Annotated in this window: 21 protein-coding genes; 4 read left to right on the top strand and 17 right to left on the bottom strand. The window is 45.6% G+C overall.

The annotated features are described in order from the left end of the window. Positions 1-146: 146 nt before the first annotated feature. Complete coding sequence (gene trhO / locus HMPREF9708_RS06420) at positions 147-1,118, top strand: oxygen-dependent tRNA uridine(34) hydroxylase TrhO (protein WP_006309451.1); 972 nt, start codon at positions 147-149, stop codon at positions 1,116-1,118. A 27-nt stretch (positions 1,119-1,145) separates the two neighbouring features. Beyond that, entirely contained in the window at positions 1,146-4,292 is a 3,147-nt protein-coding gene (locus HMPREF9708_RS06415) for a transglycosylase domain-containing protein (protein ID WP_006309449.1), read from the top strand. A 291-nt stretch (positions 4,293-4,583) separates the two neighbouring features. On the opposite strand, the gene ccpA is transcribed toward HMPREF9708_RS06415, so the two are convergent. The 3 genes from ccpA to HMPREF9708_RS06400 form a co-directional block, all read right to left on the bottom strand. Further along, the gene (gene ccpA, locus HMPREF9708_RS06410) at positions 4,584-5,594 is read right to left on the bottom strand and encodes a catabolite control protein A (protein ID WP_006309447.1); all 1,011 of its coding nucleotides are present in this window, start codon (positions 5,592-5,594) and stop codon (positions 4,584-4,586) included. Positions 5,595-5,772: 178 nt separating this feature from the next. Beyond that, positions 5,773-6,219: a YtxH domain-containing protein gene (locus HMPREF9708_RS06405; protein WP_006309445.1), complete on the bottom strand. Its 447-nt coding sequence runs from the start codon at positions 6,217-6,219 to the stop codon at positions 5,773-5,775. Then, positions 6,206-6,799 (bottom strand): DUF948 domain-containing protein, encoded by a 594-nt coding sequence (locus tag HMPREF9708_RS06400; RefSeq protein ID WP_006309444.1) that lies wholly within the window; start codon positions 6,797-6,799, stop codon positions 6,206-6,208. The genes HMPREF9708_RS06405 and HMPREF9708_RS06400 overlap by 14 nt, the downstream gene beginning before the upstream one ends. A gap of 448 nt (positions 6,800-7,247) precedes the next feature. Between HMPREF9708_RS06400 and HMPREF9708_RS06395 the strand changes: the two genes are divergently transcribed. Next, the gene (locus HMPREF9708_RS06395) at positions 7,248-8,126 is read left to right on the top strand and encodes a mechanosensitive ion channel family protein (RefSeq protein ID WP_006309443.1); all 879 of its coding nucleotides are present in this window, start codon (positions 7,248-7,250) and stop codon (positions 8,124-8,126) included. A gap of 81 nt (positions 8,127-8,207) precedes the next feature. Here the strand turns inward: HMPREF9708_RS06395 and HMPREF9708_RS06390 are convergent, their stop codons facing one another. From HMPREF9708_RS06390 to HMPREF9708_RS06340, 11 genes are all read right to left on the bottom strand, one after another. Next, positions 8,208-8,723, bottom strand: coding sequence for a metallophosphoesterase family protein (locus tag HMPREF9708_RS06390; protein ID WP_006309442.1), 516 nt, complete (start codon positions 8,721-8,723; stop codon positions 8,208-8,210). Beyond that, positions 8,723-9,325 (bottom strand): XTP/dITP diphosphatase, encoded by a 603-nt coding sequence (locus tag HMPREF9708_RS06385; RefSeq protein WP_006309441.1) that lies wholly within the window; start codon positions 9,323-9,325, stop codon positions 8,723-8,725. Before HMPREF9708_RS06385 ends, HMPREF9708_RS06390 begins: the two co-directional genes overlap by 1 nt. Beyond that, positions 9,300-10,148, bottom strand: a complete 849-nt coding sequence (racE, locus tag HMPREF9708_RS06380; protein WP_006309440.1) for a glutamate racemase — start codon at positions 10,146-10,148, stop codon at positions 9,300-9,302. Before racE ends, HMPREF9708_RS06385 begins: the two co-directional genes overlap by 26 nt. Before the next feature lie 402 nt (positions 10,149-10,550). Further along, positions 10,551-11,888 carry an ABC transporter permease gene (locus tag HMPREF9708_RS06375; protein WP_006309439.1) on the bottom strand — a complete coding sequence of 446 codons (1,338 nt, stop codon included), beginning with the start codon at positions 11,886-11,888 and terminating at the stop codon, positions 10,551-10,553. Then, on the bottom strand, positions 11,881-12,789 hold the full coding sequence (locus HMPREF9708_RS06370) for an ABC transporter ATP-binding protein (RefSeq protein ID WP_006309437.1): 909 nt from the start codon (positions 12,787-12,789) through the stop codon (positions 11,881-11,883). The genes HMPREF9708_RS06375 and HMPREF9708_RS06370 overlap by 8 nt, the downstream gene beginning before the upstream one ends. Before the next feature lie 51 nt (positions 12,790-12,840). Further along, complete coding sequence (locus HMPREF9708_RS06365) at positions 12,841-14,619, bottom strand: hypothetical protein (RefSeq protein WP_006309435.1); 1,779 nt, start codon at positions 14,617-14,619, stop codon at positions 12,841-12,843. 150 nt (positions 14,620-14,769) lie between these two features. Further along, entirely contained in the window at positions 14,770-15,879 is a 1,110-nt protein-coding gene (ald, locus tag HMPREF9708_RS06360; RefSeq protein ID WP_006309434.1) for an alanine dehydrogenase, read from the bottom strand. A gap of 165 nt (positions 15,880-16,044) precedes the next feature. Continuing rightward, complete coding sequence (gene trxA, locus HMPREF9708_RS06355; RefSeq protein ID WP_006309433.1) at positions 16,045-16,356, bottom strand: thioredoxin; 312 nt, start codon at positions 16,354-16,356, stop codon at positions 16,045-16,047. Between the two features lie 103 nt (positions 16,357-16,459). Continuing rightward, on the bottom strand, positions 16,460-18,820 hold the full coding sequence (locus HMPREF9708_RS06350; RefSeq protein ID WP_006309432.1) for an endonuclease MutS2: 2,361 nt from the start codon (positions 18,818-18,820) through the stop codon (positions 16,460-16,462). Positions 18,821-18,841: 21 nt separating this feature from the next. Next, on the bottom strand, positions 18,842-19,381 hold the full coding sequence (locus HMPREF9708_RS06345) for a CvpA family protein (RefSeq protein WP_006309431.1): 540 nt from the start codon (positions 19,379-19,381) through the stop codon (positions 18,842-18,844). A 12-nt stretch (positions 19,382-19,393) separates the two neighbouring features. Further along, positions 19,394-19,696: a cell division protein ZapA gene (locus HMPREF9708_RS06340; protein ID WP_006309430.1), complete on the bottom strand. Its 303-nt coding sequence runs from the start codon at positions 19,694-19,696 to the stop codon at positions 19,394-19,396. A gap of 90 nt (positions 19,697-19,786) precedes the next feature. Here HMPREF9708_RS06340 and rnhC point away from each other — a divergent pair, with 90 nt between their 5' ends. Continuing rightward, positions 19,787-20,767, top strand: coding sequence for a ribonuclease HIII (rnhC, locus tag HMPREF9708_RS06335; RefSeq protein ID WP_232215552.1), 981 nt, complete (start codon positions 19,787-19,789; stop codon positions 20,765-20,767). Between the two features lie 5 nt (positions 20,768-20,772). On the opposite strand, the gene HMPREF9708_RS06330 is transcribed toward rnhC, so the two are convergent. The 3 genes from HMPREF9708_RS06330 to HMPREF9708_RS06320 form a co-directional block, all read right to left on the bottom strand. Then, entirely contained in the window at positions 20,773-21,387 is a 615-nt protein-coding gene (locus HMPREF9708_RS06330; RefSeq protein ID WP_006309428.1) for an NADPH-dependent FMN reductase, read from the bottom strand. A 1-nt stretch (position 21,388) separates the two neighbouring features. After that, complete coding sequence (locus HMPREF9708_RS06325) at positions 21,389-22,021, bottom strand: NADPH-dependent FMN reductase (RefSeq protein WP_006309427.1); 633 nt, start codon at positions 22,019-22,021, stop codon at positions 21,389-21,391. Positions 22,022-22,223: 202 nt separating this feature from the next. Further along, positions 22,224-22,913, bottom strand: coding sequence for a DUF554 domain-containing protein (locus HMPREF9708_RS06320; RefSeq protein WP_006309426.1), 690 nt, complete (start codon positions 22,911-22,913; stop codon positions 22,224-22,226). Between the last annotated feature and the right edge of the window lie 80 nt (positions 22,914-22,993).

The following is a 22,993-nucleotide window of genomic DNA, read 5'->3' as shown; positions in this document are numbered from 1 at the left end:
TTCATCTCAAAGCCCTCCATCATATTACTGTTTGGTTACGGATGGGATTATTTAAATTCGAAAGATTGAGTCTTGCTATCATTTTGCGTATAATATATTACCATGAGAATAATTGTAGCATGCAACTACAAGGAGGTTTTTTTATCATGTCAAAAGATTATCGTGTATTACTCTATTACAAGTACCAAGCTATTGAAGACCCTGATCAGTTTGCTAAGGACCACCTTGAATTCTGCAAGAGCATTGGCCTTAAAGGTCGGGTCTTAGTTGGAAAAGAAGGGATCAATGGAACGGTATCCGGGATCCTTGCCCAAACTGAAAAATATAAAGATTATGTGCATTCCCTACCAGGCTTTGAAGATCTCTGGTTCAAGGAAGATGAAGCAGATGGCTACGCTCACCGGAAGATGTTCGTCCGTCCCCGTGAAGAAATTGTCGCCCTCAACTTAGAAGAAGATATTGATCCCCTTCAAACAACTGGACAATACCTATCACCCAAGGAATTCCATGATGCGATTCTGGATGAAGATACGATTGTCCTCGACACCCGGAATGACTATGAATATGACCTTGGTCACTTCAAGGGAGCCATTCGCCCCGACATCCGCAATTTCCGCGAATTACCCCAATGGGTGATCGACCATAAGGAAGACTTCATGGATAAGCGGGTCGTGGTCTATTGTACGGGCGGCATCCGGTGTGAGAAATTCTCTGGCTGGATGGTCCGCGAAGGATTCAAAGATGTGGGCCAACTTCACGGAGGCATCGATACCTATGGTAAGGATCCCGAAGTTCAAGGAGACCTCTGGGAAGGACAGATGTATGTCTTCGATGACCGGATCTCTGTGCCAATCAATCGCGTGAATCCAACTGTTATCGGTAAAGATTATTACGATGGGACACCTTGTGAACGTTATATCAACTGTGCCAATCCTGAATGTAACGAACAATTACTCGCTTCTGAAGAGAATGAAGCCAAATACCTCAGAGGATGCTGCGCGAAATGCCGTCGTCATCCTAGAAATCGCTATGTTGCTGAACACCAATTAACAACCCAAGAATGGGAAGAGCGCTTGAATGCAATTGGTGAATCCTTAAATGACTCACAAACCGCTTAATGAATAAATGGCTAAGGGGGTGAAGGCATGGATAAAGACCAACCTTCACGTAAGGATCGACAATCAAAGCTTGATCCCAAAAACAAAAAATATTCCACTCTTTCGAGGCGACACAGGGACGCAAACCACCCACATGCCCATCAAGAAAGCTTCGATTCAAAAAGTCGTCATCAAAGACGGTTAGAAAGAATTGCCCAGCTTGAAAAGAGGCAAGGTGAATCGGCGGTTGCATCGACTTTTCAGTCCAAACAATCCGACTTAAACCGCCATGTGGCGTTGCAAGAAAGGCCCTCTAAGAAGAGGGAAAGTCTGAGAGGAGCTACCCAGTCGGTTAGCGAGCAGACCTTTAAAGCAAGGCCACAAGACGATGATTCACTGGCTTCCATGGAGCCGATGGACTTTAAGGCTTTGCCGCCTCTAGCTTTTAAAGGGGGAACCCAATCGTCTAAAGTGACTGGTCCCCCGGTCAGATCGCACCAGACCGGTCGACAATCACACAGTGAGTCCCTTAAAGCCAAACCTTTTCAGCCTGCTAATTCTGATAGCCTTCAGAGCCAAGGGTCTGGTAAGGACGACCATACGCTGCAAGCGAATCCCCCCCAATCCTCAAAGACTAAGAAAAAGCAATCTTCTAACCAATATTCGCTGGAAGGCTACACACTTAAAGAAAAAACGGGTATTTTCACTGCGGTCTTCTTTAATTTAGTCCGTCGGTTCATCCTCCTGATCTTGGTGGTGGGTACCCTCTTAGCAGCCTTAATGGCTGGAACAGGAATCGGCTACTTTGCTTCCCTCGTTGGTGAGACGGAGCCACCGAGCCGTGAAGAAATGGCTGAAGCAATCAATCGCTTAGACCAACAATCCACCCTCTATTATGCTTCCAAGGAGCCGATCGCCAATGTCCGCTCAGATGTTGTACGGTCTGTCGCTTCACTGGAGGACATCTCACCACATATAATCCAGGGCTTAATCTCGATCGAAGACCAAAATTTCTATGATCACCCCGGCGTCAATCCCAAGTCTACCTTAAGAGCGATTCTCCAGACCTTCCTAACGGGATCAGGTACCGGTGGATCGACCCTAACCCAACAGCTGGTCAAGCAGCAACTCCTGACTCACGACGTCACCTTCTTCCGTAAGGCGAATGAAATTCTCTTATCCTTGAGGTTGGAGAAATACTTCTCTAAGGATGAAATCTTAACTGCCTACCTCAATGTGTCGCCTTTCGGCCGCAATAACAAGGGGGAAAATATTGCCGGAATCCGTGAAGCTTCTGAAGGAATTTTTGGTATCAGCCCTGCCGATGTCAACCTCAATCAAGCGGCCTTCCTGGTCGGCTTACCGCAAAATCCGTACACCTATACCCCCTATAACCAATATGGTGAACGCTCAGAAGACATGACAGCTGGTATCGCTCGGATGAAGAATGTCCTCTATAGCATGTACCGTAACCAGTACATCGACAAGGATACTTATGATAAAGCCCTGCAATACGACATCACCAAAGACTTTATCAAGAGCGAATCCCGGCCTAAGGAAAGACAGACCTACCTCTATCAGGCGGTCATGAATGCAGCTGTTGAGAAGATAATGGCCCTTAATATCAAGAAAGATGGCAACAGCCTGAGCCAAGTCTACCAAGATGTTGATTGGTACAATGACTATTACTTCGCTGCAGAGCGTCAATTACGTACCGGCGGCTATAAGGTTTACTCCACGATTGATAAGGAGATTTATAACCAGCTGCAGATTTCTGCCAAGGAGCATGAAAGCCAGCTTGGTCCTCTCTATGAGGGCGTCTATACCGACCCAAATACAGGCGAGGAAATCTATTATGTTGAGAAGCCACAATCAGGCGTTGTTGTCATGGAGAATGCAACAGGTAAGGTCCTCGGCTTTGTAGCAGGAACGGACTTTGAAAGCAATCAAATCGACCATGCCTTCCGGATGCACCGGTCACCTGGCTCGACCATCAAGCCATTAGCTGTCTATGGCCCTGCCTTAGAACAAAATATTATTACACCGGCTTCAATCATTCCGGATACTGAACTGGTTGAGACCTATGCGGATGGTACCGAGTGGCGTCCAACCAACTATGGTAATGTCATCTCGAATAAGTTCTATACCGCCAGAACGTCGCTTCAATTCTCCTATAACCTGCCGACCATCCGGATCTATCAAGCCCTCCTTAACCAAGGCGTTCCCATCTCGGACTATTTGACTCGCATGGGCTTTAATCCGATAACCTCCTATACCCCTGAAGAGACCCATAACCTAGCCTTTTCAATTGGAGGTGTGACCAATGGTCCAACCGTTTTTGAGCAGACTTCGGCCTTTACAACCTTTGCAAATCAAGGTAAACATATTGAAGGTTACCTGATTGAAAAGATTGAAGATGCTTATGGTAATATTGTTTTCCAACAAGAATCCAATCCTCAACAAGTCTTCAGTGAAGATACCAACTATCTCATGGTGGACATGTTGCGGGATGTCAACCGGCAAGGAACGGGTGGCGTTGCCGCCAGCATTCTATCCGCTATCGGTGGAGATTGGATTGCTAAGACTGGAACCAGTGAAAGCCTCAAAGACATCTGGTATATTGCCTCAACCCCCAAAATTACCATTGGGTCTTGGATCGGTTATGATAACCAGTATGGCGAATATTTCATTGACCCGGCAGATGGCTATGGCCAAGAAGGGACTCGAAGCCAGCAATTCTGGGGAAAACTTGTCAGTGACCTGTATGCTATTCGCCCTGAAATCTTTGGCATTGACCAACAGTTCCAACAACCCGCTTCAGTCGTCCGCCAGTCAGTGGTCGAAAGAACCGGAACCCAGCCAGGTAGTGTCACAGTCAATTACCAATCCATACCTGTGACCGGCCCGCTTAAAGATGAACTCTTCAAGGCCTCTTACCCAGCGCCCCAGTTGAGTGCTGACTTTATGATTAGTGGTTCTGAACGGGACTATCAATTGTTCTGGGGTGAGATCTTACGTCGATTCCAAGAAAGTCAAACGACCAGCAAGGATGCAACAGAAGAATCTTCTGAAGAAGATGATGAAGATGAAGAGAATCCTGATGATCCAGACCATTCGACGCCACCTGACCTCTATGATCCAAGTCAGCCCGAAGAACCCTATGTTCCCGAACCGGTATCGGAAACTACCCAGTAACGACAGTCAACCAACAAAGAAGCCAGGTAGCTCATTTACAGATGAGCTACCTGGCTTCTTTTGATAGTAAATTAATGGTATCCTCTATGAAAGGCATTCAATCAACCTTTAAACCAGTTCGGCCTTCCATGCAACAGCCTAGCTGTCGTGCGGAGGATCTATGCTTGTTGTGCGCTAAATCCGATCGGGTTCATGACGAATTGAATAGTAGAGTTCAATTCCTTGAACCACAAATAAGGCGATGGACAGGGCAATTTTTAGCCGGTTTAGATTCTTTGGCATCGACTTCACCTACTCTTGAGGTTTAGTGGATTGACGTGAAATAAACTTATGAGGCAAGATAATCTGCCGTTGGTCAATCTCTTCATGGTTCATAATCTTCGTCAACAACCGCATCGCCACAGCCCCGACATCATAGAGGGGATATTGGAGGCTAGACAGCTGTGGGCGGGTGTACTTGGTCAAGACGGAGTTGCTTGAAGTGATCACTTCAAATTCTTCAGGCACTTTCACCCCGCTATCCGTCAAGGCATTTAGGATACCAACTGCGATATCATCCTTAGTGACAACCACGCCTGTCGCCTTAGCAGACCGTAATTGGTCCACAATAATTGGTCCCTCATCATCGGTAAAATCACTTTGAATAATCAGGTCGTCATCGACTTCGATGTCATACTTGGCTAAGGCAGATTTATAACCTGGAATGCGGTGAACTTCGTTGACATAATAGCGGTCAGAATCTGTCACAATGGCTGGTCGCTTGCCTCCTGATTGGATCAACCGCTCCGTCATCTGTTCGATTGCTAATCGAATATCAATCGAAACAGTATAGAGTTCAGGATCATCACTCACAATCCCGGCGATCACCACGGGCGTTCTTGAAGCTTTAATCGTCTTTATCATTTCATCCTCAACGTTATAGCCCATGTAGACAATCCCATCGACTTGCTTAGCCAGGAGATTATTAATGACATTAAGTTCTTTATCGACACTCTCATCCGCATTCGCGAGGATAATATCATATTTATACATAGCGGCGATATCATCAATCCCTCTGGCTAAGGCAGAGAAGAAGACATTCGTAATATTTGGAATGATCACACCGACAGTCGTAGTTTTTTTACTTGCGAGTCCGCGAGCAACAGCATTAGGACGATAATCTAACCTTTCAATCACTTCAGATACTTTCTTACGGGTGCTCGGTTTAACATTAGGATTCCCGTTTACTACACGAGAGACAGTTGCCATTGATACGCCCGCTTCACGCGCCACATCATAGATCGTGATTGTTTGTTTTTCCATGACTCTCCTTCTTTCGCAATGTATTTTCCTTTAAAATTTACCATAGAAGGAAGGATTATGCAAGCGTTTTCTACTTATGTTTTTAAGTTTTCACAGTTTTTTCATTTTATCATACCACAAAACCACCTTCAAAAAGAATTTTTGAAGGTGGTTGCGAGATCGTCTTTTGAGCTGATTCTTATTGATGGTCTTCTAAATATTCTTTAGCCGCTTCTTCAATCTCATCTGCTGAATGGGTTAATTCGTTCTCAACTTCGATGGCAACCTCTTGAGCTTTAGCCTCCACATCCTCTTTGGATTGGTCTGCTTCTTTTTTGATATGCTTCCACTCTTTGCTGGCTTCATCTTTGAGTTCTTCAGCTGATTCTTTCAAATGATCAGCCGATTTCTTCAGGTTCACCCGGATATCAGTTCCAGCTTCTGCCGCTGCGTCATACATTTCTACACCACGTTCAACCGCATAGTCTGTATAATCGCTTGCTCGATCTAACCAGTAATCAACCTCATCACTGAGGTCTTGGCGTAACTCATGACCTGATTTTGGCGCATAGAGTAAAGCGACAACACCCCCGATGGCAGCTCCCACAATTGCTCCGAATAAAAATCCTCCATTATTTTGACTCATAATGATTCATCTCCTTATTTTTGATTGTAATCTCACCTGCTGTGGCAGATGGTGCATGGTCTGTAAATTGTTTTAATCCATGAGTCGTCCCCTTGTCTTTGACCCCAGTCGGTTTGACTTGAACCACTTGTTCTTGCTTAGGATCAGCAGGCTGGTCCGACTTAGGACTCGGCTTTTTAAAATTTTGGGCAGCCTTCACAAATTTCCCAAAGGGAGACTTAGCTTTCTTCTGGCCTTTTACACCCGATACCAAATTGGCGGTCATGGTCTTGGTTGAGCTGTTTAATTCAGACACCGAAACTCCTAAATCGCCTATGGCTGTAAAGAGAGGGTCCGTCTTACCTAACTTTCCATTCACATCATCGACCAACCGGTTCGACTTATTCAGGAGTCCTTCGACTTCGATGGACAGATTATCAACATCCTTGGTCACAATATCAATCGTCGCATTTAGTCGCGTGACTGTCTCTTTTAATTCTCCGATCACACCGGAAACCTTCAAGAGTGCCAAACATAAAAAGACAACCAATACTGCAAAGGCTATTGCTGCAATCAGACCCGCTAATTGACCGATTGTCATTTATTACCACATCTCCTTTGCGATTACTTTAATAGCTATAATATAGCACTAAACGCACGCTATCTCAATCAAATCGACTTTCATAGCGGGACACTGTCAAGGCTAATGGTCCGATCACAGTATAAGGTCCATCATCCTCCAATATCTGATCAGATGATAGATAGAACCTATAATAGGATCTAAATTAAGACCGTACTAATCGTCAATCGACTGGATAGCCTCTCTTTTCTTATAACTTCATATGAGTAGGGGCTATTATTTAGCTATAAGTGTTATTTTTTAGGGAATCAAATTAGTGGAAAGTAGGAGTATATTTATTCGCCCAGATTTAGAGTGCAATGAGAGGATTAGTGATCACTCAAAACATTGTGATTCTATTAAGATTTATGGCTGTATGTCTTCCCCATGTCCTGTTTTGTGGTATGCTAGGTAGAGTAGGAGGTGCCTTATGATTATTAACCAATGGATCCATCTGATCCTTGACGGAAATTGGCAGGATTTTATCAAGGAATTTTCTGTCTTTCTCATTCAACTGATCCTCTTAACCGTGGTCTATTTGATTCTTAAGTACCTGGTCAAAAAAATCTATCACCAATCAGGTAAACCTAACACGAAGCGATCACGCATCCTCATCCGCAAGCCTCACGCCAGCCGGGCACGCCAGCGGACGATCCAGGATATCGCCTATAATGCCATTAACTATTTGCTTAATTTCACCTATCTGTATCTTGTCTTGTCCTTGTTCGGCTTTCCGATGAGCACAATCATTGCCGGAGCTGGAATTCTGTCGGTTGCCTTTGGTTTAGCTGCCCAGAACTTCGTCAAAGATGTGATCAATGGTTACTTCATCCTTCTAGAACACCAATTTGAAGTAGGAGATGAGGTTCAGATCTATGATTCTGGTATTCAAGGAACCGTCCTCAAGACGGGTATCCGAATCACCATTATCAAGTCCTTTGACGGAGACTACTACTATATTCCCAATAGCCTCATCCAAATCGTCAAGAATACTAGCCGCGATGCCATGCGCGTCACCATCGACTTGCCCTTACGCTTAGATGTCCCCTTAAAGGATTATATCGAAGCCATTCAAGAGATTACGGACCATGCCACTAGCTTATACCAAGAAAGCTTAACGCAGGCTCCCCAAATCTATGGCCTCATCAATAATGCGCCCTACGGCTTTACCTATCGGATTAACTTCTATACTCAACATGGGCACCAGTACCGTTTATCAACAGACCTCTATGCCCTCTACATTCAAAGGCTCCAAGACCAGGGCCTTCCTTTAGCTCAAAGCCTGGTTGACCTCGATCCTAAGCCATAAGGTCAAAAGCTCACCCCCACCCGATCATCAGGTGGGGGTGGTTTATTTGGCTTCCTCTAAGGTGAGAAAGGAAGGCTAGCATTAGCGAGCATAGACTTGGGTCAGTCCATCAAGGACTTTGCCCTTCTCATCTCGAAACTCAACCTGGTAGCGATCCGGCTCAACTGTCACAATGGCAAAGGTGGTCTGATTAACGGGACCACGCGAATGGTTCAAGGAACCGGGATTCACCATTAAAATCCCCTGCCTGTACTCCGAATACAGGCGGTGGGTATGACCATGAAAAATAAATTGCACCTGGTCCTCTAGGCCAATTTGTAATAACAAGTCGTTACTTTGGTTGACTTGGTGGCGGTGGCCATGAACCAGCAAGACCCTACCTACTGGTGTCTCAACCACGCTTTCTTGGGCATAGCCTGCATCAAAATCCATATTCCCTGTAACATTGCCAGCAAAGACCTGCCAAATGGGATCGCTCGCCGCAAATTCCGAGTCCCCACAGTGAAAGAAATAATCCACTTGACCTTGAAAGGCTTTGACCAGCTCTTGAACTAAACTATGTCGACCATGGTTATCACTCATAATGAGAAATTTCATTAAAATGTCGCCTCCAACCAGCCACCGAGTTGGTCTTGTAGCTTCGCCACCGCCACTGCTCGATGCGAGATTTGATTCTTAACCGCAGGTTCCATTTCAGCAAAAGTTAAGCCTAAGGGCTCATAGTAAAAGATTGAATCATAACCAAATCCTGCTTGACCTTTTTCTTCATGGGTAATTCGGCCCGTCACCTGCCCTTGGACAACCAGCGACTCGACCCCAGGATAAGCCACTACGATACAGGTGGTAAAATGACCGGCTCGGTCAGGGCCAGTAAAGTCTTCCATTTTTTTGAGTAGCTTCTGGCGATTCTTGCCATCATCCTTTGGCTGACCCGCATAGCGAGCGGAGTAGACTCCTGGCGCATTATCTAAGCTGGGAACAGACAGGCCAGAATCATCCGCTAGGGTTAAACAGTGCATTTCTCGCGCAATTTGTTCAGCCTTAAGCCGCGCATTTTCCTCGAATGTGGTACCCGTCTCTTCGACTTCCTCAATCTCTGGGTAGTCCAGTAAGGAACATACTTCTAGGCCCAAGGGAGCCAGCAACTGCTGAAACTCTTGAACCTTCCCCGCATTATGGCTTGCTATTAGTAATTTCATTAATCATTTCTCCTCTTATCTGGCACCCCCGGACATCCAATAGGGGGTCTTGTAGCCACTTACCTGCCATCTCCTTAAAGGAGTCTACCGAACCCGTCGTATAGTAAATCTGGTAGGGTGGATTCGCCCGCGCTTCATCCGCTGAACGACTTAAATTGAAATAATCCAAGAGCATACTGACTTCATTAACCGTCTCGACACCCGAATCGATGAGGGTAACACCCAATCCGACGGCCTTTTGAATCTCTGCTTGGAGGTGAGGATAATGGGTACATCCTAGCACCAGGGTATCAATTCCTTGATCAACTAAAGGAGCAAGTACTTGGTCAATGTGGTGTGAAAGTTCGACATCATGGGGGACTCCGGATTCAACCAAATCCACAAAACTAGGACATGCTAGACTGTCAACTGTCACCCGATCACTCTTTTCTAAGATGGTCCGACGGTAGAGCTGACTTTGAATGGTCCCTTGGGTCCCGATCACTCCGATATGGTTATTCCTCGTTTGTTTAATAGCTGCCCGGCTTCCAGAAGCGATGACACCGACAACAGGAATCTTCAAGACTTGCTTCAATTCATCCACTGCAGCCGCTGTACCGGTATTGCAAGCCACAACTAACATTTTGATGCCTTGTTCTCTCAGAAAATTAGTCAATTGCCAGATATAAGCTCGTACTTGGTCCAGCGAACGGGGACCATAGGGACATCTGGCATTATCGCCTAGAAATAGAATCGATTCATTAGGCAGTTGTTTAAGACTTTCTTTGACAACAGTCAGTCCCCCTACCCCTGAATCAATATAGCCAATCGGTAACTCACGCATTTGTCTCCTCCTCAAACCAGTCTCTTGTTTATTTTAGCATATTTTCCTACCCTTAGCTGACGTTTTTTGATCTTGGTTGGGCCCTGTCTCGATCAATACAAAGCGATTACAGTCTTTTTATCCTTAAACTCCTTCACAAATCCTGGTCAAGAGACAACAAAACACCGAATAAGTCATCACTGGGAGGCGGAATACCACCTGACGATTGGTCGAATTGCTCGATCCTCGGCGGATTTCTCTCAACAACCCTCGTTTGATCAGGGCTTCTCCAGTGATTTCATATTCGGTGTGTTGGTTTTGATAGTAATTTTAAGACACTCTTTGTCTTCTTAAAGAGTCGCGAGTGGTCTCGTCCATTTCCCTTTCAGGCTTGTTGAATACAAGACCTAATGAATCGATCGGTTAGCGATTCGCTTGACGTTCATTACGCCAGATAGAAATGGATTGCTTGAAGGTCCCAATCAATCCCTTCTCACTATAGACCAGAACATTTGACTTGTAGAAGGCCACAGACAACCAGATGCTGAGCACTAAGAAGACCAGGACAATCGCAACCGACAGCCAGATCTCATTGGACATAACGGAGTCATTGGCCAACCGGAAAGGCATAACAAAGGGGGTGAAGAAAGGAATGAAGGAACCAATTTTGACCACAGGCGAATTAGGTGCATTCAAGGCATACATGGCTAGATAAAAGCCAGCTACCCCGATCAAGGTAATCGGTGTCACCATCTTATTGACATCTTCTACCTTGGAGACTAAAGACCCCAGGAAGGCCGCAAGAATGGAATAGATAGAAATTCCCAAGACAGCATAGAGTAAACCGTATAACAGAACTGGTTTAATTTGTGTAAAGAAGGGACGTAAGTTTTCCCAAGTTAACTGCATTCCCAGCCCCGCTTCGAGGCTTGCCAGTTGGTCGCTGCCGCCAAATAACTGCCCTCTGAAATAAAGGAGAGCTAAGTAAGCGATAATCAGGCCAAGAACCAGATAGATAACTAATTGTGTCAGAATAACCAGGCCAACCCCTAATAACTTACCTAAGAAGTGGGCACTTGGTGTAATTGAGGAAAGGATAATCTCCATGATCCGCGATCCTTTCTCTGCCGCAATTTCTTGTGAAACGATCGAAATATAATTCATAATAAATATGAAAATCACAAAGCAGACCACATAGGCAACGCCTGTCTTAATAAAATTAAGCGGGTCATCGGCTGAAACCTCAGTTGTTTGTCCTTCTTGGTCTGTCTTGACCTTAATCGTTTCAACATGAACAGCTGCATTCAATAGGTCTTGCACAGCTGTTTGATCAATATCCAGATTTTCGACCTTTATCGCCATCTGAACTTCCGAAAGCGCCTGGGCCATCCCTCTAACCGAAATATCCTTACCGGCATTCTTCCGGTAGAACTTAGCCTGGACCGTGTCCTCCTCCACACCTGCCAGGAGGTAACCATCGAGGGTCCCATCCGCCAGCTGGGCTTCTGCTTGGTCTTCGTTTAAATCAAAATGATAAGTATTATCATCCTCTAGGTCTTCAATGACCTGCTGAACCCGCGCATCTTCTGTGACGACCCCAACATTTCCCACGGAAGAGGTCGATTGATCACGCACAACGAAGAAAGCAATTGCTGCGATCACTGCCATCATCAAAATTGGACCAAAAATCATCCAGAAGAAGGCCCAAGACTTCACATTCTTGCGATAAACTTCTTTCGCTACTAACCACATCTTAGCCATGAATCAGGTCACCTGCTTTCATTTTGAAAATCTCATCCAACGTCGGTGGTTGCTGACTAAACATCTCAATATAATTACCCTTGGTGATCGTTTTAAAGAGGGCTGGACCATAAGAAGGATCGGTTAAGACCAGCGTATAGCGGTTGGGCTGAGTTTTTTCAACTTCACGAACCCCTTCTAAACCAGATAATTCTTCTTCCGTCCATTGGTCGGTCTCCAGATAGATCTTAACCCGGCCAAAGCTTTCGCGCACTTCTTGCAAGGTCCCGTAGAGGACTTCTTCACCATTGACGACCATGGCCAATTTGTCGCAAATATCGGACACGTTATTCATATTATGACTCGAAAAGATAATACTTGAACCTTGGTTCTTTAATTCAAAGATTCCTTCTTTCAAGAGGTCCGCATTGACAGGGTCCAACCCTGAGAAGGGCTCATCTAGAATCACTAATTTAGGCCGGTGGATCAAAGTCGAAATCAACTGAACTTTTTGTTGGTTCCCTTTAGACAAGGTGTTAATTTTATCTTTTCGGTTTCCTTTAACCGCAAACTTTTCCATCCAGATATCAATCTCATCCAGAATTTCCTTGCGGTCCATCCCTCTCAAACTCGCAAAATAGACGATTTGATCTTCGATGGACATCTTCTCATAAAGGCCGCGTTCTTCTGGTAGGTAGCCTACAATATCATGGATCTTACTACCTACTTCTTGGTTATTCCAAAGCACCTTCCCTCCTTGGTCCGGTGTTAGAAAATCAAGAATCATCCGAAAGACGGTCGTCTTACCTGAACCATTGGGCCCGATAAAACCCATGATGGTCCCGGGTTCCACCGTAAAGGAGACATCCTTTACGGCTTGAACCTCGCCAAAAGACTTGGCTAAGTGCTGTACTTCTAACATACTAAACTCCTCTCTTGTCTTGTCTGCTGGTCGTCTAGATCACGGGATACTTTACTCTGCCAATTGATCGACTAGGGGGTCTTCTACTTCTTCCAGTATCGCTTGGTCTTGGTTGGTCTGTGCTTGGTCACCAAAGGTTTCCGTCAAATCCACTGCATGAATGTTTCCTTGATCATCCTGTTTGAATTGAATCACTTGTCCTTCTTCTAGGAAGGGTAGGAAATCATTCAGAGAAGCAGGGGCTTGGTAGACCTGACCGTCCACCATGAAGTAGTAAATGGTCTCCCCTTGTCGAACAACTGCTTGGATCGATTCGACCTCACCCGTCACCTCTTTGAGTGTGGATTGGTCGATTGGCATCACTTCTAGCGGGTGGTCACTGGCATAGTTAGCCATCAATTGGCTCACACTAGGAGCCACATAAACATTCTGATAATTCTCGACATCTACTAAGGCATAGCTCTTAATCAGACCCGAGGAATCCTTTAAGGTCAGAATATACATGGGCTTACCTTGGAGGTTAATCAAGAGTGGGAAAGTAGCCACATAGCCCTTCTCCTGAACAGAACCTTCAGCTGATTCCATGGCAGAGAATTCTTCAGCTGCTGATTGTGGATACATGGTCGCTTCCTTTGTTCTTAGATTCACTAAGACAAAGCCGATATTTGAATCATCACTCGAGACAGAGGTAATTCCTGTGTAGAGGTATAAGTCATCTTTCATCGGCAAGTAGTTATAACCTTCAGAAGGACGCGTAACCCCCTCTTTAGCAAAGAGCGAATTCCAGAAACCAAAACGGTAATTACCATTTAAGCTTAATTGGTGAAGGACGAGATCTGCCGGATAGACTCGGTCTACCCAGGTCGGGATATCCTTTAAGCCATAATGCTTGTGGTCACCCGTCATCGCATTGACCAAGATCAGACCCGTTGGCTCCGGTTCTTTCAGGAAGAAATTCCGGCCAAAGGTAGTTGCGATATAATAGGGGGTTCCTTCATCATCAATCTCAAAGGCCGGCCGACCAAATAAGGTAAATGGATAGTTAAAGCGCAGGTGCCGCATGATATACCGGTTAAAATGATCGGCATAAGAATAGCGAATCGGTTTGTCAGGGGTCATGACATCCACCTGCCCTGTGACATTATTCACTTGTAAATAATGGGGAATTCCCTCCCGGAAATTATTCAACCATTTAAAGAAACCGGCATATTTTAAGGGGGTCACACGATAGGGTTCTGCCTTAATGTTGATTTGAGTATATTCAGGCGATACCTCAAATTGTGAGACAAGATCTGTTAAGGACCCTAACCGCCGATCCCCCAACCGCTCAGCGGTATCCCGGTCTACTAGTGGGATCTGATTCACATCCACTTCTGGAAAATCTGTTTGAATGTCCTTCTTAGTGGGTTGTAGGAGACTCGAGAATTGTTGGGACATAAATAAAGGAGAAAAAATAATTTGGGTCAGGATAAAGACCAGTCCCAAAGCGATGACTGGGGATAGCAATAAGCGGTATTTTTTACCGACACGTAATTGCTTCCAATCAATCGCTCTTACCTGACCTGACATGAGGTTTTTCACCAGGCGGCTGGAGTCATTGATTAATTCAATTAAGATGACACCCACCAGGATCAAGCCGAGGAAGAACCAAAATTCTCTCGAAGCATAGTGAAGGGGAGGTAATAAAATATAATAATAGATAGCCGCCAATAGGATCAAGATCAGGTAAAGTGACCGAGCCTTAAAGGGGCCTTTGCCGTGTGGGCGGTTGGACCTTTTCTGGTCATCTTCTCCTACATTAAAACCGGGGGTCACATCCTTAATTTTCATTTATCATTCTCCTCACTTAAAAATATAATAACCTTACTTTCATTATAAACTTTTCACAAATTGACCTCAAGATGGATCCACTCAGTCGAAAGTCTGATTTTTTTACCATTCAACTGAGTGGATCACTGATCTTGTAGGACCTGGATGGGGTTAATTTAGGATCTTTTCAAGTGGTGTGTATTCTTTATCTTGGGATTCGGCAACGGCCTTGGATGTGAGGTGGTTCTTATAGGTGTTAATACCGGTTGCGATGGTCGCGTTCTCCTTAACAGCTGCTAGGATGCCCTTGTTCGCAATTTCTTTAGCGTAGTGGAAGCTAGCATTCGTCAAAGCCAGAGTAGAGGTACGTGGGACCGCCCCTGGAATATTGGCAACAGCATAGTGAATCACCCCATGCTTAGTAAAGGTTGGCTTGGAGTGGCTGGTTGCGTGGGTAGTTTCAAAGTTACCCCCCTGGTCGACCGCGATATCGATCAAGACAGACCCTTCGTTCATTTCTTTAATGGTATCTTCCGTTACCAGGACTGGTGCTCGACGACCTGCGATGAGAACCGATCCGATGACCACATCCGAATCAATCACTGCTCGCCGAATATTAACTTCGTTCGACATCAGTGTTTGGACACCATTACCAAGAATATTTTCTAATTGGGCGAGTCGTTGAGGGTTGACGTCTAGAATCGTCACGTTTGCTCCCAAACCATAGGCCAGCTTGGCACTATTTAAGCCAACCACTCCACCACCGATAACGGTGACATTGGCCCGGCGGACACCAGGTACCCCACCGAGTAAGATCCCTGGCCCCCCATTATTCTTCTCTAGCAGGTTAGCAGCCGCTTGAACGGCCATCCGTCCAGCTACTTCAGACATTGGGGTTAAGAGAGGTAAGGTACCAGAATCTTCCATGGTCTCATAAGCAACCCCGATTACGCCTTTCTCAAGCAAGGCATCCGTTAAGTCATTCTCCGGTGCCAAGTGCAAATAGGTAAAGAGGATCAGATCTTCATGGAAATAATCGAATTCTTGTGGCAGAGGTTCCTTTACCTTGACCACCATTTCCGCTTTCCAGACCTCAGCAGGATCATTGACGATCTCAGCTCCCGCTTTTTCATATTGCGCATCAATGAAGCCAGACCCATCACCAGCGTGCGATTCCACAATCAGGGTATGCCCTGCATTTACAAGTTCTTCGACATTGGCTGGTGTAAGGCCAACCCGGTCTTCATTTTCCTTTATTTCTCTTGGTATTCCAATTATCATAATATACTCCTTTCTGATCCATGCTCGTGACAGGCCTTTATGAATGGCCAATAGGATGGTTTTCGATCCACTTCCTATCTTAGTCAGCATGATTTAGCTTGTGATTTTCCCTGCCTAGCAAGAAACCAGGTCATGCATGGACCTGGTTCAACTTTGACAGCCGCTTTAGAGGTGGTTATTTAAGATGGCTTGTAGACGGTCTTTATCATGGAAGCCGACTAATTTCTCAACCACTTGGCCATCTTTCTTGATAATAAGAGTCGGGATGGACATAATCCCGAAGGCCTGGGCAGTCTCTGGTTGGTCATCCACATTCATCTTGAAAACCTCTACTTGCCCTTCCATTTCATCTGATATCTCATCAACAATCGGTGACTGCATCCGGCAGGGTCCACACCAAGGTGCCCAAAAGTCCACGAGGCTGAGACCCTGGCTGGTTGCCTCTTCAAATTGTTGGTCTGTTAATTCTCTTGTCATAAACTTCCTCCTTCTATCTTAAATTCCATTAGTTATATTATCAGAAACAGCCATTCCATGCTATTTATCTGCTTATTAGAATGTAAATGGATCCTTCCATTCCTTACTTAAAGTAAACAACGGTTGAACCGTCCCCACCCGCATTGGGGGCTGAAAATTCATAATGGTCGACTTGGGGATGACTTTCTAACTTCTTTTGAACCCCTTTACGCAGAGCTCCTGTCCCCTTCCCATGAATAATGGTGACCATGGGGTGGTTTGAGAGGAGGGCTTGGTCTAGGTATTGGGTCAGGCCTTGCATGGCAGCATCATAGCGTTGACCTCTTAAGTCCAAGCTGGTTGAAACCTTGCTGCCAGCTCGGCGTTGGACATTGACTCGGTGTTTACTTGATTGGACGGGGGCAATGGCATTCAACTCCTCGGCCGGGAATTTCATTTTGAGAATGCCCATTTGAACGAGATATTCGTTCTTAGCCACCTGTTCAACGACCACACCCCGCTGCTGGTAAGATAAGACCTCTACTTGGTCCCCCACAGCAAATCCTTGCGCTTTTTTAGCTTTCTTGAGCACCTTATTCTTCTTGAGATTTTCGGCCTCTTTCAGCTGGTCAAAGGCTTGCTTCTTATCAATCAAGACATGTTCCTTGATGGTTTGATTTTGCCCTTGGACGAGCTGAAGGTCCCGAATTTCTTGCAAGAGCTTCTCGGCTTCTTTTTGGGCCTCAGCGACCTTCTCATTGGCTTGACGCTTGGCCTTCTCCATCAAGTCTTCCTTCTGATCCAAATAACGGTTGTACTCTGTTCTAAGGTCCTTGAGCAGCTGTTCAGACCGGTTCAGGAATTCAACCGCACTCGCGTGCTTGAGTTCAGACTGACGACGTTCACGCTCTAATTTAGCGACCATTTCATTCAGGGACTGACTTTCCTTAGAGATGCCTTGCCGGGCATCGGCTAGGATATCCTCTCTCAATCCCAGCCGTTTGGAGATGTCAAAGGCGTTCGATCGGCCGGGAACCCCAATTAATAAGCGATAAGTCGGTGAGAGTGACTCACTATCAAACTCCATCGAAGCATTCACAGTTTTGGGTGTTTCGTGGGCATAGACCTTCAACTCAGGATAATGGGTCGTGGCCATGACAGTCGCCCCAACCTTACGCAAGTAATCCAGAATCGCCATGGCTAAGGCTGCTCCTTCTTGAGGATCTGTCCCTGACCCCAATTCATCAAAGAGGACCAAGGAGGATTCATGACTGGCTTCAATGATCTTCACAATATTGGTCATATGACTTGAGAAGGTTGAAAGGCTCTGCTCGATGGACTGCTCATCACCGATGTCCGCATAAATCCCTTCAAAGACACCCAATTGTGATCCCGCTTCACAGGGCACAAATAAGCCGGATTGACCCATGACTTGAACCAGACCTAAAGTCTTCAGGATGATCGTCTTTCCCCCAGTATTAGGACCTGTAATCACTAAGAGCTGGTAAGAGTCACCAATTAAAATATCATTAGCCACAATCTTATCGGGGTCAATTAAGGGGTGACGTGCCTGCCATAAGGCAATCTGTTGGTCTTCAGAGAAGCTAGGCTTGGTCGCTTGATTGGCTTTGGCATAAGCTGCCTTAGCTTGAATAAAATCTAACTGAGCAATCATCCGTTCATTCTGCCGAATCTCCGAAACATAAGGAACCAAGGCCATAGATAGCTCCTCTAGGATACGCTCAATCTCCGCCTTCTCTTGGGCTGCTAAATCAGCCAACTTATTATTTAAGGCCACGACTGCTTGAGGTTCAACATAGAGGGTCTGGCCCGTTGAAGATTGGTCATGGACAGTCCCTCCAAATTGACCACGAAATTCTGCTTTGACTGGTAGGACAAAGCGATCGTTCCGAATGGTGATTAAAGCATCCGACAATTGGGAGGCTTTGGATCTGAGGAGTTGGTTTAGGACATTACGGATCGCCTGCTCCGTTTGACTTTGACTGCGCCGGATGCCAGCTAATTTAATGGAAGCAGACGAGAGGACGGACCCCTCCTCATTCACGGTTTGGTCAATCTGATGGACCAAATCAGGTAAGGCCACACACTGGTCCACCCACTTGTCAAGCGCTGGATAGTTCTTCTCTTCGGCCTTCATCTGATCGAAAAAATCGAGCAATTGACCAACAGTGGTCAGGAGCTTGCCAATCTGGCTGAGCTCATAGCCGTTAAGAAAGGCTTGGAGTTTCAACCGCTTGAAAGCCATTCCCAGCCCCTTCAAATGAGGAATTGGGATGGATTTATTCTGGTCGAGAATAGCCAACGCTTCTTCCACCTCATCCTGCCAGGTCTCGATCTCCTTGAGGGAGGCTGAAGGCTGGAGCTGATCGACCAAGTCTTTTGCCATATTCGTTCGACAATGTGGACGCAGTTGGTTCTTGACCTTATCGTATTCTAACTTCTGCAAAGTCTTCTGCATGTTCATAGAATCCCTCCTTGTCAAAAGCTAAATACCCAGTCCCAATTGATGGATAAAGTCGGATAAAAAAGGCGAAGAATCGACAATCCAAAAAAGCAAGGGATGATTAACAAACTGTTGTTGGATAAACTCGATGGGTAAGAGTGAAAGCAAGTATAAGACCATAAAGACGATAAAATAGACTACAAGCAAATTGATGAAGCCCCCTAGAATACGATTCACGAGGTTTAAGACATCATAATAAGTCACCTTAATCAGAAGGGTCGAGAGCAGATTGGTCACTAGCCAGCCAATGAGCCAGATAATCAAGAAGGTCAAGAGCTTATAGAAGGCTTGATCAAGGTAGAAACTTTGTGCTTCTGTATAGAGGACCAACTGGCTATCCGCTTGAACAGCTGGGAAGGGAACGAACATTTCGACCCAATGATTCAAGACATCAAAATAACGGGTCGCTAATAGAAAGGTGATGACATAACCAATTAACCGGACTGCCTGCATGATGAGGCCAGAACGGTAACCAGCATAGAAGCCATAAGCAAGGATGGCGATAACTAATATTGAAAGCATTGATTTTCTCCTTTAATTTTCCTTGGAAAAGGCCCCATTGGTTCGGTCTCGATCGGATTGACTCATCTGACTTAATTCAAGCTGGTTTTCCAAATCCATAATCCGCTTTTCTTTAATCATCTGATCAGAGATCGCATTGACCGCCATCAGAATCGCTAAGTCTTCTGTCGAGAGATCGGGAGCCAATTGGGCGAGTTGTTCAAGTTGTAGGTTGACCAGTTGGACGGCACCATCTAAGTGTTCTTTTGAATAGCTGCCAACTAGCGTATAATTTTTTCCTGCAATTTCAGCACGGTATCGGTCTCTTTGTACCATAACTTCTCCTTCATGAATCGTCTTTTTACTTATTTTACCAAAAGTCCCGCCAGCTTGCATTATCTGGCGGGATTTAATAGACTTTGACTGATGGATTGCCCTTTTACTCGTGATAAATCCAAGAAAGAAGTGACGGACATGCATTCAATCACCCTTAAATTAGACCAAGCAACCATTCAAAAAATGGCCAACCACTATCAAAAATATTTACAACCCCTCATTCCTCATAGCCAATTACGAGTTAAAATCAATCAGACGACGATTACCGCCTATCACACGGGTAAAGTACTCTTTCAAGGTCCCCAGGCCGAAAGCGAAGCCAAGCTCTGGCAAGATCAGTCAGATGTGCAGCCTCGCCTACACCAAGCCGCATCAAGCTTACCGTCAGAAATTGCTCAGTGGACCTTAATCGGCAGTGATGAGGTCGGCAATGGGTCTTATTTTGGCCCTTTAACTGTCTGTGCAGTCTACCTCGATAAGGACCAACAAAAAGCGGTGCGAAAATTAGGCGTCCAGGATTCAAAAAAACTCTCAGACCAACAAATCCACCAAATCGCTCAACAGCTCATCCAGACCGTCCCCTACCACTTGACCATCGTCAACCCCCACAAGTATAACCAGCTCACGCAATCCTATCATGCCAATGCGATTAAAGTAAAATTGCATGATTTTACCCTGCAGAAATTAAGGGCTAAATTAAGCAAACAAGAAAAAGATGACTTACAAGGCATCCTCATCGACCAATTCACCCCCAAAAAGAATTACTATCAACTCTTAGGTGAAACCATGCCTGACTACCAGCCGATTACCTACTTTGCCCAAAAGGCGGAGTCGATTCACCTGGCAGTTGCCTGTGCTTCCATTATTGCCCGAGATGCCTTTGTCCAGGGACTCATTAAGCTGGGCGCAGACTACCAAGTCCGCTTGCCTTCAGGCGCCAATCCGCCCGTAGACCAATTTGCGGCCCGCTTGGTCGCAGAACACGGTCAAGAAGTCCTCAATCAAACGGCCAAATTGCACTTCGCTAATACGCAAAAGGCCCTCAAGATCGCCCAAGAACTTGCGAAATAAAGCCATCATTCATCCCCTGCTGATGGGTCTTCGACTTCTTCTAAGATCGCGGCAAGACGCCCCTCATCGACTTCAATGGCCTTAATGATCTGAACAAAGCGCAAGAATTTAGCTAGGCCTTGATCCAATAATTCAATGCTCTTGGCATCAATCAACTCACCCTTTTGGTCAAACTTTTCTTGGGCCAGGCCAAGCAGAAACTCGTTACCAGGCAGGACATAGGCATTGAGCCCAGGTGCTTGCATAATTTGACGAAGATGGAGCTGGGCAGTCGAAGTCCCTTGGTCTTGATAGGAAGCCCCAATCACATAAACAGGCTTGTTCAAAAAAGGACGTAGACGGTAACTGAGCCATTCCAAGGTCGACTTTAGGGCCGTTGGGATGGTATAAAGATGCTCAGGGGTCGCAATCACCACACCATCTGCTTCCTTAATTGCTTGGTTGAGATAAAGGAGTGTCGGATGGTTACTCTGGTCCTGACTGACATTAAACATGGGCACATCCTTAATTTCCAATAATTCAAGTTCAAATCGGTCCGCATAACGCGTCTGAATATATTGTAGCAGCATGCGATTATACGAATGATTCGAATTGGATCCAACAATTCCGACCAGTTTCATCCTATTGACCTCCTTCTTCTTGTATCTGAATCAGCCCTTGGTAAAAGCTCTGCGCAGCTAGAACATTCGCCTCGTGATGGCCAGATAAGCCTTGAGTCATTTGAATAAAAGATTGAAAGACTTCAAAATAACCATCCAATTGAGCGACCTTGACAGGGTCCTGCAATTGCCCTTGATCGTCAAAGGCCTGTAAAGAGTGGCCCAAAAGAAAAGGAGGTCCTGGCATCACCATGGCTCGGATAACTGGCGCATTCAGGATAGAGCGTAGGTGACCTTGGGCTCTCGAAGTGCCCAAAGTCCCATAAGAAGCCCCTACAATCAAGGTTGGCTTGTCAACTAAGGGAAAGGACTCACAGGCCAGCCAGGAGAGGGCATTCGATAGGGCAGCTGGAATCGAAAGGTTGTACTCAGGAGTCGCAATAATTACGCCCTCCGCCCTTTCAATCTGGTCAATGGCTTTTGATATTTCCGCGGGCCTTCTCGCCACACCATCTTTATTAAAAACAGGCCAATTCTTCACTTCCAACAATTCAATCTTGGCATCTTTTTGATAGCGGGTCTGCATATAGGCTAACAAGGCCCGATTCGTTGAAACATCAGCATTATTGCCAACAATTCCGACTAACTTTCTCACCTAATCCTCTCCTCTTTCTCACTTGATATCTATTTCCCGGAACAGTGATGTTCCTTTTCCAAAAGAATCATTTAAAGTACTCCCTAAGACTCACCCTGCTCACTCGCTCTAGACAAAAGCGAGCGGGTAAAGCTTTCAAAGTCTGGGAGTGCTTTTTGTTCGGCTGTCATCCTCTGGTCAGATCATAAGGCACAGACCCTATTTAAAAGAAGAGGTGGATTAAAGCCATAAAAAAGGGCGGTAAAAGCATAGCAGGGGTATAGTTCATAATCTTTAAATCTGAGAGATTCAACATATTAAAGGCCAATCCAACTAGCAACAAAGAGCCGACCGCAATAATTTCATGAACCACTGCATCGGACAAGACGGGGGCTAGAACACCTGCCAAGAGGACAATCGCCCCTTCCATCAGGATGACTGGGATCGCCGATAGGATCACGCCAGCCCCAAGGGAGGACCCAAGTAGGATAGCAGTAATCCCGTCCAGAATGGACTTGGTATAGAGAGTCGTATTCGATCCGGTTAGTCCCGCCTCTAAAGAACCTAGGATGGACATTGAACCGATACAAAAGATCATCACACCCGCAACAAAGCCCGGACCTAAGTCCTGTTGCCCATTGCCTCGCGCATACTTTTGTTCTAACTTTTGGATGCCCCCTTTAATCCGGGCATCAATATCAATCCATTCTCCGATCATGGCCCCAAAAACCATGGATAAGATCATCACGATTGTTTCCTGTCCACCTAGCGCTCCATCGATTCCTATCGCTAAGACACATAGGGCAATCCCCTGCATCACCCGCTGGTGGATCTGATCTGGAATCCCCCCCGCAAGTCGAAGACCTAGAATCCCACAAATAACAATGACCGCTCCATTGATGATAACTCCCATATAGTCAATCTTTCCTTATCTATCGATCTCTTCCAATCGTCAGCTAATCCGCTTAAAAGCCATGGAAGGAGATCAAATTA

The organism is Facklamia languida CCUG 37842 (assembly GCF_000245795.1).
In the GTDB taxonomy this organism is placed as follows: Bacteria; Bacillota; Bacilli; order Lactobacillales; family Aerococcaceae; genus Facklamia; species Facklamia languida.
Note: the sequence above shows the minus strand (reverse complement) of the source record. Positions and strands in the feature narration are given on the sequence as shown.